General features: G+C 45.1%; 16 protein-coding genes. 6 read left to right on the top strand and 10 right to left on the bottom strand.

Features of this window, described 5'->3' with window-relative positions; all coding sequences use genetic code 11:
* Positions 1–242: 242 nt before the first annotated feature.
* The gene (locus tag ACLGE8_RS05800; protein ID WP_410997131.1) at positions 243–506 is read right to left on the bottom strand and encodes a SymE family type I addiction module toxin; all 264 of its coding nucleotides are present in this window, start codon (positions 504–506) and stop codon (positions 243–245) included.
* A 211-nt stretch (positions 507–717) separates the two neighbouring features.
* Here ACLGE8_RS05800 and ACLGE8_RS05795 point away from each other — a divergent pair, with 211 nt between their 5' ends.
* Entirely contained in the window at positions 718–1,200 is a 483-nt protein-coding gene (locus ACLGE8_RS05795) for an Hcp family type VI secretion system effector (RefSeq protein WP_410997111.1), read from the top strand.
* On the top strand, positions 1,185–1,676 hold the full coding sequence (locus ACLGE8_RS05790) for a DUF2778 domain-containing protein (RefSeq protein ID WP_410997109.1): 492 nt from the start codon (positions 1,185–1,187) through the stop codon (positions 1,674–1,676). Before ACLGE8_RS05795 ends, ACLGE8_RS05790 begins: the two co-directional genes overlap by 16 nt.
* 321 nt (positions 1,677–1,997) lie before the next feature.
* On the opposite strand, the gene ACLGE8_RS05785 is transcribed toward ACLGE8_RS05790, so the two are convergent.
* Positions 1,998–2,288 (bottom strand): SymE family type I addiction module toxin, encoded by a 291-nt coding sequence (locus ACLGE8_RS05785; protein WP_410997107.1) that lies wholly within the window; start codon positions 2,286–2,288, stop codon positions 1,998–2,000.
* A gap of 128 nt (positions 2,289–2,416) precedes the next feature.
* Here ACLGE8_RS05785 and ACLGE8_RS05780 point away from each other — a divergent pair, with 128 nt between their 5' ends.
* Positions 2,417–2,599, top strand: coding sequence for a YlcI/YnfO family protein (locus tag ACLGE8_RS05780; protein ID WP_410997105.1), 183 nt, complete (start codon positions 2,417–2,419; stop codon positions 2,597–2,599).
* A 29-nt stretch (positions 2,600–2,628) separates the two neighbouring features.
* Here the strand turns inward: ACLGE8_RS05780 and ACLGE8_RS05775 are convergent, their stop codons facing one another.
* The 8 genes from ACLGE8_RS05775 to ACLGE8_RS05740 form a co-directional block, all read right to left on the bottom strand.
* On the bottom strand, positions 2,629–4,074 hold the full coding sequence (locus tag ACLGE8_RS05775; protein WP_410997103.1) for a hypothetical protein: 1,446 nt from the start codon (positions 4,072–4,074) through the stop codon (positions 2,629–2,631).
* A gap of 617 nt (positions 4,075–4,691) precedes the next feature.
* On the bottom strand, positions 4,692–6,152 hold the full coding sequence (locus ACLGE8_RS05770) for a metallophosphoesterase family protein (protein WP_410997101.1): 1,461 nt from the start codon (positions 6,150–6,152) through the stop codon (positions 4,692–4,694).
* A complete protein-coding gene (locus ACLGE8_RS05765) occupies positions 6,134–7,060 on the bottom strand; it encodes a hypothetical protein (protein ID WP_410997100.1) in 927 nt (308 codons plus the stop codon). The genes ACLGE8_RS05770 and ACLGE8_RS05765 overlap by 19 nt, the downstream gene beginning before the upstream one ends.
* Before the next feature lie 185 nt (positions 7,061–7,245).
* Positions 7,246–9,579 (bottom strand): primase-helicase zinc-binding domain-containing protein, encoded by a 2,334-nt coding sequence (locus tag ACLGE8_RS05760; RefSeq protein ID WP_410997099.1) that lies wholly within the window; start codon positions 9,577–9,579, stop codon positions 7,246–7,248.
* Between the two features lie 14 nt (positions 9,580–9,593).
* Positions 9,594–9,914: a DUF5375 domain-containing protein gene (locus tag ACLGE8_RS05755; RefSeq protein ID WP_410997098.1), complete on the bottom strand. Its 321-nt coding sequence runs from the start codon at positions 9,912–9,914 to the stop codon at positions 9,594–9,596.
* A complete protein-coding gene (locus ACLGE8_RS05750; protein ID WP_164539761.1) occupies positions 9,911–10,138 on the bottom strand; it encodes a hypothetical protein in 228 nt (75 codons plus the stop codon). The genes ACLGE8_RS05755 and ACLGE8_RS05750 overlap by 4 nt, the downstream gene beginning before the upstream one ends.
* On the bottom strand, positions 10,135–10,692 hold the full coding sequence (locus tag ACLGE8_RS05745) for a host cell division inhibitor Icd-like protein (RefSeq protein ID WP_410997097.1): 558 nt from the start codon (positions 10,690–10,692) through the stop codon (positions 10,135–10,137). The genes ACLGE8_RS05750 and ACLGE8_RS05745 overlap by 4 nt, the downstream gene beginning before the upstream one ends.
* Positions 10,689–10,955: a helix-turn-helix transcriptional regulator gene (locus ACLGE8_RS05740; protein WP_063160807.1), complete on the bottom strand. Its 267-nt coding sequence runs from the start codon at positions 10,953–10,955 to the stop codon at positions 10,689–10,691. The genes ACLGE8_RS05745 and ACLGE8_RS05740 overlap by 4 nt, the downstream gene beginning before the upstream one ends.
* Before the next feature lie 550 nt (positions 10,956–11,505).
* Here ACLGE8_RS05740 and ACLGE8_RS05735 point away from each other — a divergent pair.
* From ACLGE8_RS05735 to ACLGE8_RS05725, 3 genes are read left to right on the top strand one after another with little or no spacing between them, the layout of a single operon-like run.
* Entirely contained in the window at positions 11,506–12,249 is a 744-nt protein-coding gene (locus ACLGE8_RS05735) for a capsid protein (protein ID WP_410997096.1), read from the top strand.
* 2 nt (positions 12,250–12,251) lie between these two features.
* Positions 12,252–12,470: an ogr/Delta-like zinc finger family protein gene (locus tag ACLGE8_RS05730; protein WP_410997094.1), complete on the top strand. Its 219-nt coding sequence runs from the start codon at positions 12,252–12,254 to the stop codon at positions 12,468–12,470.
* 28 nt (positions 12,471–12,498) lie between these two features.
* Positions 12,499–13,062, top strand: coding sequence for a phage polarity suppression protein (locus tag ACLGE8_RS05725; protein WP_410997092.1), 564 nt, complete (start codon positions 12,499–12,501; stop codon positions 13,060–13,062).
* Positions 13,063–13,378 lie beyond the last annotated feature (316 nt).

Genomic DNA, 13,378 nt, shown 5'->3' with positions numbered 1-13,378 from the left:
CAGTCCAGGGCATAGCGAGTCTCCTCTTCTATGCCAGTTATAACTGTTACCCATGTATCCGGTCTAAAGTGTTACCTATGTTTCCGGTTCATACCCAGCGCCATCGGGCGATGAACCTACGCTGCCGTACCGGCAGTTGTTCGGTTAAACCGAACAACTCAATTTGTTGCTGGAACATGCCGTTTTAAATGAACATACCCGGCATCTGAACCTGTAAACCAAACTTACAAGCTCATTTCCCGTCAATGTACCGCCGATACCGCTGCTTCAATCCCTTTCAGCTTCAACTGTGTTTCCTGCAACTCCGCCAGCAGCTTCTGCTCCTGTTCGCCATAGGCCATCAGGACTATGCAGCCTTCCATCACTTTTACGCTAACCTGTTGTCCGGTTTCGAACCCAGCCTCGCGCAGCCACTTCCCGGAAAGGGTGAGGCTTGGCGTGTTTTTGTTTGCAGCCTGTGGGCGATATCCCACAATCAATATTTGTTCATTATTTTTCTGCGTAATGAGAGGGCTTTTATTTTTGGTAAATGATTAACTTCATAATTGGAGATATTGCTCTTTAATACATTTTCCCTTCTTGCAAAAAGCGATGATGGAATAATTAACATCAATATAAATAACATATAATCACTAGCTATAGCATTTTTTGCTTTGGTAGCATCTTGATATCCCCATTATTAATGTTTCTATAAACCAATGAAATGGAGTTTTGTATATGGCTATTCCTGCATATTTATGGCTTAAAGATGATGGTGGTGCTGATATTAAAGGTGCTGTAGATGTACAAAATCGAGAGGGCAGTATTGAGATAATGGGCTTCGGTCATGGGCTGCATCTACCGACCGATAACAACACGGGAAAAGTTACCGGTACACGTGTGCATACGCCTCTCTTTTTTGAGAAAGAGTTCGATAGTTCAAGTCCATATCTATACAAGGCAGTAGCCAAAGGGCAGACGCTCAAAAGTGCAGAATTTAAGTGGTACAAAATTAACGACGCTGGACAAGAAGTTGAATACTTCAACATGTTACTGGAAGGGGTAAAGGTTGTTTCAATTTGCCCACTTATGCATGACGTAAAAGACCCAGTGATGGAAAAACATAATCATCTCGAAAGTGTGGCGCTGCGTTACGAAAAAATAACCTGGAAACATTGTGATGGGAATATCATCTTTTCAGATGCATGGAACGACCGATGATCCGCTGTACGTTTCACCTTAATAATACACAACTTTCAACTCTAAGCTGTCCCGGCATTGGTTTCTTCCCTGCATATTCTGGTAACGCTGGAAAATATAGAAACAACCCCGAGGAATCCAGTACTGCTGAAAGGGGACCACTTCCACCCGGTAGATATTTTATCGTGACGCGCCAGAAAGGTGGGCTTAGATCCCGATGGCATGACCTCATAAAAGAACTGGAGAGTGGATCAAACCGTGATTTATGGTTTGCACTTTATCGCGAAGATGGTGCGATCGATGATATGACATTCATTGATAATGTTCAGCGTGGCTCCTTTAGGCTACATCCTGCCGGGCAATCAGGTATAAGTAATGGATGTATAACGTTACCCAACCATTCACATTATAGAGTTTTACTTGGCGCTTTGCTTCGAACGGGGTCTATTATAATCACCCCACAATTGAAAGCATTTGGTACGGTACAGGTATATTAATGAATCCCAAAAAGCATGTATGTATTTGGATAGTTGAAACGCTGATGCTTTTCGGCATTTATAGCATCCTGTGTTTTTTTATGCCGGATGTATGGTTGTATCATTTCTATACCAGAAATTTTGGGTTCGTCACTGAACTGGAATGGAGCGATAACTATACTTTGGTATTGTTTATAGCTTCATTTTTATTGAATATTATAATTATTTATTTATTCGCACATAGAAAATCAAAAGCATCTGAGAAATTATGGGATCACCCATGATGTTTTGTAGGTGCTACCATTGAACCTGTAAGTCAGCCTTACAGGTTCACTTTTACCCTCAATGTACTGCCGACACCGCCGCTTCAATCCCTTTCAGCTTTAGCAGCGTCTCCTTCAACTCCGCCAGCAGCTTCTGCTCCTGTTCGCCATAGGCCATCAGGACGATGCAGCCATCCATCACTTTTACGCTAACCTGTTGCCCGGTTTCGAACCCGGCCTCGCGTAGCCACTTCCCGGAAAGGGTGAGGCTTGGCGTGTTTTTGTTTGCACCCTGCGGGCGATATCCCACAATTATTGTGCGCTCGGTTTTTGCTGCGGGTAAGTCTGAGGTAGAATGCGGATCAGCCATAATCAACTCCTTGATAGTTGGTGAGGTTAGACGCCCTTTGGTGTTCGAGCACCTTGGGGCGTTGTCAGATTTCATTATCCGTGTGGTAGGTACCACATGATGATAAACTAACCTAAGTGGTACCTACCATGCAAGAGAAAAAGAAGCCAAATTTTGACCGCACAAAGAGCACGATGAAGAACATCCGGTTCGAGGATGAGCTTTTGGAACAGATTGAGAAGGCTGCGGGGAAGGGGAATTTTAGTAAGTGGGTGAAAGAGGCTTGCATTTCACGATTGCATTTAGAGATAGAAAAGAAGAACGAGATATAATCGTATCCGCATCTCGTTCTTTTAATTTATTATTCTGTTTTTACCTTTGTTTCTGATCGCGGTTCTGCTTCATTTGTTGTCTCAGTCTCAGTCTCAGTCTCAGTCTCAGTCTCAGTCTCAGTCTCAGTCTCAGTCTTTGCTTCTGCTTCCACTTCAGCCTTTGCTTCTGCTTCCACTTCAGCCTTTACATCTGCAATAGATAGTAATTCTCCCCTCTCGCAATCCCCTTCGTTCTCATCAGGTATTGTAAGTTGATTCATTTCATCTTGTGTAAATAAATCCTCGCAAGCTCTTTTGAATTCATCTCTTTCCCTAAAGAGTTTGAATAATGGCCAGTCAATGAGATATTCTTTTTTAAACTCCTCCGCAAGATAAGCTTTCTTCATATATTTTGAAGCTTTTTCGTAATCTTCGTTTAGAATTTTCTCAGCCATTTTGAACAAATAACTAACGGCTGACCAATCATGAAGCGCAAGAAGTTTCGAACATTTTTCTGCCTTCCCTGAAAATTTAAATGCAATAGCTAAATTAATGACAAGATATCTTTTTGTTATATCATCTAAAGCCTTTGATTTACTCTCTGAAAATAAACTTAGGATATCAATGCATAGATCATATTTTTCTTTTTGGAGTAATTCATATGATACGTGGATTAGGCTGTCATAGGCTGGTTTGCTTTCCTCTTGGCTTTTAAAAATATTTAACCAAAGGATGTGAGTTAACTTTATTACCAATTCTGATACGATTGCTATCGCTCTAAAAATATAACTATTCGGTACGTTAAGGGTAGTGCCAACTTCGATGTTTTTTAAGTCAACTTTATTTTCTGTACATATTTTTACATATTGACTAGATACAACTCCGTTGCAATGAACAAATAAATTTCGTCGTTCGGTAATTTCAATAAATTCGGGTAATATATGTAGGCCTTTTGTTAAAGGAAGTGAGAGTTTTTTCTCCAGGCAATTTAATTGCTCTAAATGACTTTTTCTTAGTATCGATTCAATATCTTTTTCTATTACAAATTCTTTTATCTTATCTATGCTTCCAAACTCCATTATTTCATTAAATGTTAGATTTTTTTCTAATGAGTTTATGATATCTGGCTTTGCAAGATAAATTTCTCTTATAAGGTTTCCAAGGTAAGCATCATATTCACTTATAATAGATATGAAGAAGTTACTTGGTATTATTTTTGCCATCTTTACTGATTTATTTATTTCTCGATAAAATATATTCATTTGCCTTTGTTTATCAAAGGGCATTTTGAATCTAATAAGTTTTTGCTCTTGATCATATTCTTTATCATATGAAAATTTTTCTACAAAATTGTTTTTATTATTTTCTTTGTTTTTATATTCCTTATATATATTTTTCCTTATGGTAGGAAGAGTTTCTTCAATGCCTTCTAATAAATCAAGGAAGTTATTAAGGTTGAATCTTATTTTAAGAAAATTTGAGGTAGACGAATCCATACCATGACCTTATTTAAATAAATTGGTTTGAAAACGAAAGTGGTAACGATAGATAAAGTGGAATTTTGGCGGAAGATCACAGGAGTGTGTATTTTATCATAACTATATGTATTTGTTGGTTTTTATAAGTCTTGATATTGTTTGTTATACACATAGTTATACACATTATTTTGACTGACAAACTATCTATCGATAAAGCACTAGTGATGAAGTTTATCTGAAATTTTTTTTGGAAAACTGTTAACACTGTCCTCTACGCATTTTATTATAAAATATTCATATAGTTATGTGGTGAATGGTTGGTGGGCAGTGAATACTTTACTGTTCACACTTGCCGTTTTACCGATAAACCAGACCGGCATCAGTCGGTCTAGATAGTTTGTTCCGCAGTGTATTCATCGCACTTCGGTAGCCAGTCGGCTTTTCGTTCATCTTTTAGAGTTAGATTGATTTGTATGTCCTGATTATTTACAGCCCTTATCATAGTTCAGTCTGGGCGGTGGAGCCTGAATTAATCAATGTATTGCTTATATTGATTTTGAATAAATTAAAATTTCATTGGTATACCTAAATGTATACCAATGTTTTGTATGTCTTCTTAACCGTCTATGGGATATTTAAACTGTATGTGTTAATAATGTTACCCCTGGAGACTCATTATGCATTAGCTCTCTTACAAGTACTTCTATGCGGTCAGAGTGGATTGTTAGTATAGAGTATGAGTTTCTTTCAGAACTGATCATCCTGTTTGCGTTTACACCTGTACTTCCATTTGCGACTACGGTTATATTTCTTTCCTGCCATTCTCGACCACGTTCAAATAAGTTATATTTAGCCATGCTAAACATATGTTGGTGACCATGAATCGCTACTTTTATATTTTTAGCTAACGCATTTTTTAATATTTTCAATGAATCTATCGATAACGATGGTTTCCTATCGACAGCTTCAATGTCGTAAACTGGTAGCAAATGATGATGAAGGAAAACTATCCTTTGAACATTTGATGCAACGTCATCTTTTAGTTGCCTTATAGTGTCAATCCCTTCAATGCCTACACATCCATATTCTGACATTCCTTTATAAGGAACTATTTTACATGAGTTAAGGATGGTTATATCTAAATCTGCATTGTGATTTTTAATATGATAATAATCATTGTATGATAGATTTTCATCCCATCCCCTACCATTGAGTTGGTGAACGAACAACCTAAAATCCATTTCGAAATGATTGTCAGATAATTTATTTACATTATTATAAATCAGAGAGTTATTGCTTTCTGAATCACTTTCAACTTTTCTAAGTATGTCATGATTGCCAGGCACTGCAATAATATTTTTTTTGTCTAAACCCAATTTAAAACAAAGTTCATGAAGCTCAGAAATTATCCTTGCTTTTTGTTCATGGGTCCAGTTTCCTTTTGTAGTAAAGTCTCCTGTAATAACTAATAAACCAATATCGTTTTGGATTTTTAATTCTTGTAAGTCACGATACAATGTTCTCGATAAAGTATCCTTTGTTTGCCCAGGTTGGTGGAGTTCATTTTCTAGGCAGAACGCAAAGTCTTCACCAAAATGTAAGTCAGATAATATTAATAATTTGTTTTTTTCAAGATTCTTTCTATTTGACGTCTTGTTTTTTTGAGGTGAAGAAACGTTATTGTTACAAATCAAATATGTTGGGTTACCTGCTTCAGCAAAAAGGTTGTCATAATCAATTGAGTAATTATCTAATTGCTCTATTTTTGTAAAAACAAACCACCTGTGTATTTTATGAATGCTTTCTCTATAATAATCAGGAACTTGTTGCAACTGTTTTTCACTGGGAGATGTATTGCTTATTCCAGATAATGTTGCTTTATATAATTTATTTAGATCACGGTTAATTAAATAAACATATTCTAAATCATAATCATGAAGAAAATTAGACTCTTGTTGCGTCAGTATCTCCGAATCCTTTTTCCACCACCCCCAGCGAACAGCTCCTAATTCATTAATAATTGAAATATGAGAAGAAACAGTATTGATTGTTTCCTCTGGATCTCTAAATCTCAATATCAGCACGTTTGAATCCATTTGTGTGTCCTAGAAAATGGTGGGTGTGGAATATCCCAAGCTGACAGCTCTGGAAAGTTATTAATCACAGGTTTTATTTTTCCCGTGGTTATCATTTCATCAATTGATGAGACAAGTTGAAGCGGATTATCAATAGAAGCTACTTCATTCTCTGAACTCCAAAGCTCAATATATTCCCTCCCAATTGCTCTTTTGCTTACTGAAGGCCAAATCCAACCAGAGGCTTGCTCAATTTTTCCTATGTGAGTTTTGTTCGACCTTCTAGAGTTACCATCAAGTCTGATAGCTAGTTGATAGTTGTCTAAAATGTATCGACACCACTTTTCATCAGTTAATATTAATTCTTGTAATGATGGTTTAGACTCTAAAGTTATAATTACCAAGTCTCCTTTTCGAATGCCAATATCATGTGACAACATATACGCATGTTTCTCAAAGATAGGGGTTTCATAGCACAGATAATTATTAATTATTTTTATTTCACCCCAGCTGTTAATCCATTTGAATAAAGCTTTCTTCTCCTCTACTGCATTAGGTCTCGTATCATCAGGCCAAATAGATAATAATATTTTTGATTTTTTATGACATGAAAATGCGACCCAACTTAACCAGCGATAATATACATCTAAATACCAAGGTGGATCCATTACAACGTTTTGGAAAGTGGTTCCGATAAATGGAGGTTCGACATTAATATCAATGGTTAAGTGTTTATTTACTTCCTGTATTGGATGTCTATCGATTAATAAATAAGGTCTAAAGTTACGAGCCAATAATGATGCAATTGAAGGAGTACCCAAACATAAAACTGTTTGTGGGCCACATAAATTTACGAGTTGGACAGATGTATCATAACTAAACCTCCAATCATAATCTAATGGATGCGGGTCAGGCCTACTGGGAAACATGTCTTTTCCTCATTTTGTATGGCGTAAAAGAAAGATTTTACACAAAATTGTGCATACTGTTCACTTATGGTTTTTTTCCTTAAATTTCAATTAATTGTTTGATTATTGGTTGGTGAAGGGTTATGTGTTCTAATCAAGGTTAGTTCTTTCTGATTAAGAAAACCGGCTTTCACCGGTTCACAATATTAGGCTCGAACACCCTCATCACACTTCGGTAGCCAGTCAGCATCACTATCTAATTTAAGATCAAGATTGGTCTGTATTCCCTGATTTGTTCGTCGCTTGACATAGTCCAAACCGTACTCTCGAAGAATACAATCCAGCGCTAGGCTGAACGTTTTCATGCTTAGTGCATTTTTGAAGCCGTTTGCTTCCATATACATCAGATAGGCGTGGTATAAATAGCGGCGAGGCTGCATTGGCCGAATGCTGGCATTGCCCATATACAGACCTTTGACTTCAGAATGTGTAAATAAATAGCCACAGAAATCGACCATCGGATCCGCATCTCGCTTGATGCGCATCGCTTCATCTGAATTTTGTTGCAACTGTAGCAAGTCACGAGCATCGTAAGGTTGCTTAAACTGCTGCATAAGCTGTCGCACAATAACGGCTAACTCAGAGGCTATCTTCTGTTTCAGATGGGGGTCACGCTCCTTTGCCGGAATAAAGTCTGGGAAGTGCAGAATAACCCGGCGACGTGACACACCGCCGCTACGGTCGGTAAAGCGCATCGGGTTGTTGTTTACAGCCAGAATGACCGCCGGTATATGGGTAGAGTAAGCATCGCGATATTTCGGATCAACCGAGACTGCATCGCCACCAGTGATGGCTTTTATACCTGCACCATCCCCGCTCCACTTCTCCTGATCGGGGAGAATAATCAACGAGTAACCAATAACGGCCGCACGTTCCCTCGATGATTCCAGCGTTTCGATGGTGGCAGACGTGGCGTTGTCCTCCCCGGCGAGCAGGGTCGCAATTTCGGCCAGAATACTTTTTCCGCTGCCGCCGGGGCCGGTGACTTCGAGAAAGAGCTGCCAGTCGTAGCGGTTCGCCAGCACCATAAACAGCGCAGCGAGAATGACGTCGCGCTTTTCAGCGTTGCCGCTGGCCGCACGGTCGAGCCAGCGCCAGAAATTCGGCGCGTGGGTTTCCAGCGTTTCGCCCTCAACCGGCGGGGTAAAATCCACGTCGCACAGAGTGCGCAGCCAGTGCGATTTGCTGTGTGGGCTGAACACGCCGGTGAGGGTATCGAGCACGCCGTTGCGAAAACCAATCAGGCGGCGCGCGGGGGCGGCCTGCTGGGGAATAATGAGTTTCAGGGTATCGACCACAGAGGCAATTCTCCCCGACGAGAACGGGGCGCGCAGGCGCTGGAACAGCCCGGCCACGTCACGTGCAAAGTCCGACGGCGGGATGATTTTCCATGTCCCGGCTTCATACCGGGAGAGGAGCTGGCCGTTGGCGTCCACGGCCAGCGCTTCGCCGTAATGTTCATGCACCCGCATCGCCTTTTCACTGGTACTCATGGCGGTAAATTCCGCCTCGCTCATGGTGTCGAAAGGGCTTTGTGCCGGTGGCCTGATGGCACTGTAAATCGCTTTGCGCGTGGTGTCCTCGCCCTGCTGCATAAACGCATCATTCCAGTCACCGAATACCGGCGGGAGGGCAACCGTGCCCTCACAGGCCTGTGCGGCCGCTGCGGCTTTGGTCTGGCCGTTCCCGCTGAGGTCACGGTCGGCGGCGAGGACAATCTGACAGGCCGGGTGCTGACTTTGTGCAAGGCTCGCCAGAGAAAGGAGGTTCACGGACGAGAGCGCCACCATGACGGTTTCGCCGGTCAGGTGATGCACGGTGAGCGCGGTCGCATAGCCCTCCGCTATCCACAGGCGTTTACCGGTCTCTTTTTTCCCTTCGATAAGGTGATACGTTCCTTTTACCGCTCCGCCTTTCAGGGTGCGTTTGAGGCCGTCAGAATTAATAAGCTGAACGTTAACCAGCGCGCCGGTATCGTCCTGCAGCGGCAAGATTAAATCACCGGCGCGGTAGGTCACGCCGCCGGTTTTGTATGTGGTAGCCAGCGTCAGGCATTCGAGCGCAGCAAAGCCCTTGCGGGTCAGGTAGGCGTTGCCGGTGGCCGGGCGGGTCTTATACATCAGTGAGGCGGCAAGCGTGGCAGCGGCTTTGCGGCTGGCGTCAGTTTCAGCCTCAGCGGCGGCAATCATGTCCTCAGCTACCGGCGGCAGACTGCCGGTCAGGGCGTTCACCTTCCCCGCGGCCTCGGAGGGCGACACGCCGAACACCTTTTCGACCAGCTTAAGCCCGTCACCCGCACCGCAATGGTTGCAGAACCACGTCCCGCGCCCCTCTTTATCATCAAAGCGGAAGCGGTCAGAGCCACCGCATACCGGGCAGGCCTGATGCTGGTTTTTAATCACCTTCACACCCAGCGCCGGGAGAATGCGCGGCCAGTGGCCGCACGCCTGTTTTACGGTTTCCGTTACGTTCATTTTCATCGTTATTTTCTCCCTCAGTGCACAACCGGCGCGGCGATATGACGGGCGCAGAGTTCATCCATGACTGCCATCCCGAGAAAGGACAGCGACGGCGCGGCTTTTAGTGGTCCGGCTTCCATTAAATCTTCGAGCAGCGCACAGGCAATCTGACGGCCTTTTTCCTCGCCATGCTGGCGCAGATAAAACCCTTCCAGCTCGGTGGCAATAGCGCTTTCCAGCGTATCGAGGGTGAGCTGCGGGTAGCGGTGCTGACGTTCGCACAGGGTCAGCCAGGCGCAGGCCACAGCGCGGCGATATAGGGCGGCACGCAATACAGGCGGCAACGGCTTTTTCATACGTTACCCTCTCCGGTCAGCCAGCGCTGGTTGCAGCGTTCGACCACGCCGTCGAGCTGGGCGGTCATCAGGTAAATCACGGAGGTAAGCTGCGACTGCTGCGCCGGGTCGCGGCGGAGGGTGGTGCAGTCCTGCTCCTGCATCATGGCGCTGACAAAGTGGCCAACGTTACGCAGGTGCTCAAGGCATTCGAGTTCTTTAATGCTGAGGGTGGTGTGTTTCATGCGTGTCCCTCCGCAACCGGCAGACGGCCAGCAAACGAGAGGACGTAATCACGAACGAGGGAAAGACGTGCGGCGTGCTCGTCACCGGCAACAGTGCGGAGCATACAGATACGGGGTTTACGGTCTGCGCGGCGAACGGCGGCAAACACGAAGACAAATTGCGGGTGAGAAAGGGTGAGGGTAGTAGCCATAAGGGCAGCCTCCAATAAGTAGCGGTTATTGCTACCACCGGAAACGCCAATTTCACTGGTGGCAGCCCGAACGGGGTTGGCGTAACCGGCCTTATTGGAAACCGGCCAGCCCGAAGGCTGCCCCGCCCGGACTACCATTATCTGACAGGAGCCACGGTGTATATACAAACACCACAGCCCGGAAAATGGGTGTGCCTGAGCTACGACGTAAAAAAAGACGCAAGGCGCGTCTAAGGTCGCCAATAAGTTATTCGGAACGCCAATTCCGGCTGCCGATTTTGCGACAGCACGAAAACTATACCTGGAAACGGCGAACGGAAGCAAGCCAGAAAAAGGGGCTTTCAGAAGAACGGCCATCATCATGCGTCACAGCTCCGGTTACGATCGGCGATCCGCTCGGCCATCCATGCGGTGATTTCTGACTGCGCCCAAGCCACGTTTTTACCGCCCAGTGAGATTTGTTTCGGGAAAGCCTCCCGGCTGATGAGGTCATAAATCGTCGAACGGGACAGACCACACAGGTGCATCACTTCGGGCAGGCGAATAAAGCGCTCCTGAACGGCGTCAGAAAACGGCATTGGCGGGGCGACAGGCGCAGAAGACGGGGAAGAAAAAGCGGTGTGCATCGGGCTACCTCATAAAATCCATACAGTGCCGGTCATGTCCGTCCGGCCTCGGGTAGCTCTCTATTTTGTGAATATTTTCTCTCAGGGCAACAAGTCATTTTGGACCGACTCACTACACAACAAATTGTTAACAGGTGAATGGCAAACACTGGCAAAGCTATTGTATATGCTGGCATTTGGTTGCACCTGATTGCACTATCTATTATTCATTTTCGTGGTTGTTTTTACTTTATTAATACAAAAAAAGTCTAATTCAAAAACTCAGCTGAACAGGAAGCCGGTGAACAGTGGTGAACAGACGGTGAACAGTCAGCCCCTCAACTGTTCATCCTTTAACATACTGTATTACTTATATTTTTATTAAAGGTGAACAGTGGTGAATAGTTATTAGTAAAAAAACAAACAGAGAGAGGGTTTTCCTTCGACCTTTTTCTGGCCAGCCGGGTTTTACCCCCTTGCTTGTGCCAGAACTGCCACAACCGCAATGAATCGAGATGTTGTGTGATGAAGGGCAGAATCATTTCAGGTTGAACATACGGAGAGCCTGAACATGAAACCCGAAACAATCATTTCTGCCCTGCAGAACGTTGCCGCTAAACAGAACGCGGAAAGCGAGAAGCACATCACCGCTAAACTGACCGTATTCACTGCGGCCAGAGACACCCATGCAGCCAGCATGGAAAAGCTGAAAGAGATTGATACATCAATTGAACGCTGTAAGCAGGAGCGACAGACCTCTCTCAATGAGAGCGCAGAGGCGGAACAGGACTGGCGTAGTCGCTTCCGTACCCTGCGCGGTAATCTCACTCCTGAAATGAAGGCGGAACACAGCAAGCGTATCGCCAGTCGGGAGCTGGCCGACGAATTCACCGGCCTGATTGCGGAGCTGGAGACTGACCGGAGTCGTGCCATGCTGAATGCCTGCACCACCGGCAATAAATTTCGCTCTGCACATGGCGAAGCTTTTGCCGCTTACGCCGGGGCGGAATGGGTTAAGGCCATCAATGCTGTTCCCGTCGCGCTCATCCGCGCTTTCCTGCTGCGCATTCGTGCCCTGGAAATGAATGGGGAGAGCGCACCGCAATCTGTGGCCATCGGTGAATTGCGTGATGCCCTCAATCGTCAGGGCAGTCTTTATCACTTCGATATGAAACAGGAGCCAGTCTTATCCGTGACGGGTATGCAGCGGCCGCAAATTACCGGCGTGGATATGGAGCTGTTACGCAGTCCACTCAAGCGAAACATGCTCGCCAAAAAGCTGGCTGAACATGACGGAACTAAAGCGGGGGCATAAGTATGTTTCACTGTCCGTTCTGCAAAACCAGTGCGCACGCCCGCACCAGTCGTTATCTGTCTGAGAACGTCAAACAGCGCTACCACCAGTGCGTGAATATCGAGTGCTCGGCAACTTTTCGCACGCTTGAATCCGTTGACGGGGTTATCCGTTCACCGGCGACAGAGCCGGTCATTCCTGCACCCGCTCCGGCGGCCATCGTTAACCGTGCCGGCGCTTAAGCATGACCAGTCATCAGGAGAAACTTACGTGACCACACTGACGCTACAGAAAGCCTTTGAGGCCTGTCAGGCAAACAAATCCGCCTGGCTGCAACGCAGGGAAGAACTGACGCAGGCTGAACAGGCCTACCGCGAACAGCTTGCCGGTGACGGCCACAGCGGCCGGAGCCTGCAAACGCTGCGTGAGATTATCGACGTGAAAAAATGGGAAATTAATCAGGCTGCCGGGCGTTATATTCGTTCGCATGAGGAGGTGCAGCGCATCAGCATCCGTAACCGTCTGAATGATTTTATGCAGGTGCGCGGCGCGGAGCTGGCCGCAGCGCTCGCGCCTGAATTAATGGGCTATAACAGCCAGCATCCCGCCGTCAGAAACTGCGCCATGCAGCACTCGGTCGACTATCTACGCGAGGCACTAAATGTCTGGCTGGCCGCCGGTGAAAGAATTAATTATTCTGCGCAGGATAATGACATTTTAACGGTCATCGGATTCAGGCCTGACGCGGTTTCGCGGGATGATAATCGTGAAAAATTCACACCTGCACAGAACCTGAATTTCACTCGCCAGCGCGCAGAACTGGCTACACAGTAGACCGCTCAATAATTCCCGAAAATCCCGCCATTTTCCCGTAAAAAAACCATGCATCCTAAGGTGCATGGTTTTGCATTCGTTTTGCCGACACGTAATGCCCCGCAAGCGCCGGCACTGGCGAGCCCTGAGCCCGTTAATGCACCTGCATTAAAAGCGACCTCTTAAGCGGGCAGGCGTGGCGGGGAGAGCATTGCGCGCTAGGAGTGGAATTGTTTTGATTTTTAGCAATGGAATTGATGAGGATGTGAAGCGTGTAGTGGATCAGGCTGTTGATGGCGGATAAAAAATAAGATGCGAATTTTTTAGAAGAGGAGCC

This window comes from Kluyvera sp. 142486 (genome assembly GCF_046569695.1).
Taxonomy (GTDB): domain Bacteria; phylum Pseudomonadota; class Gammaproteobacteria; order Enterobacterales; family Enterobacteriaceae; genus Kluyvera.
Note: the sequence above shows the minus strand (reverse complement) of the source record. Positions and strands in the feature narration are given on the sequence as shown.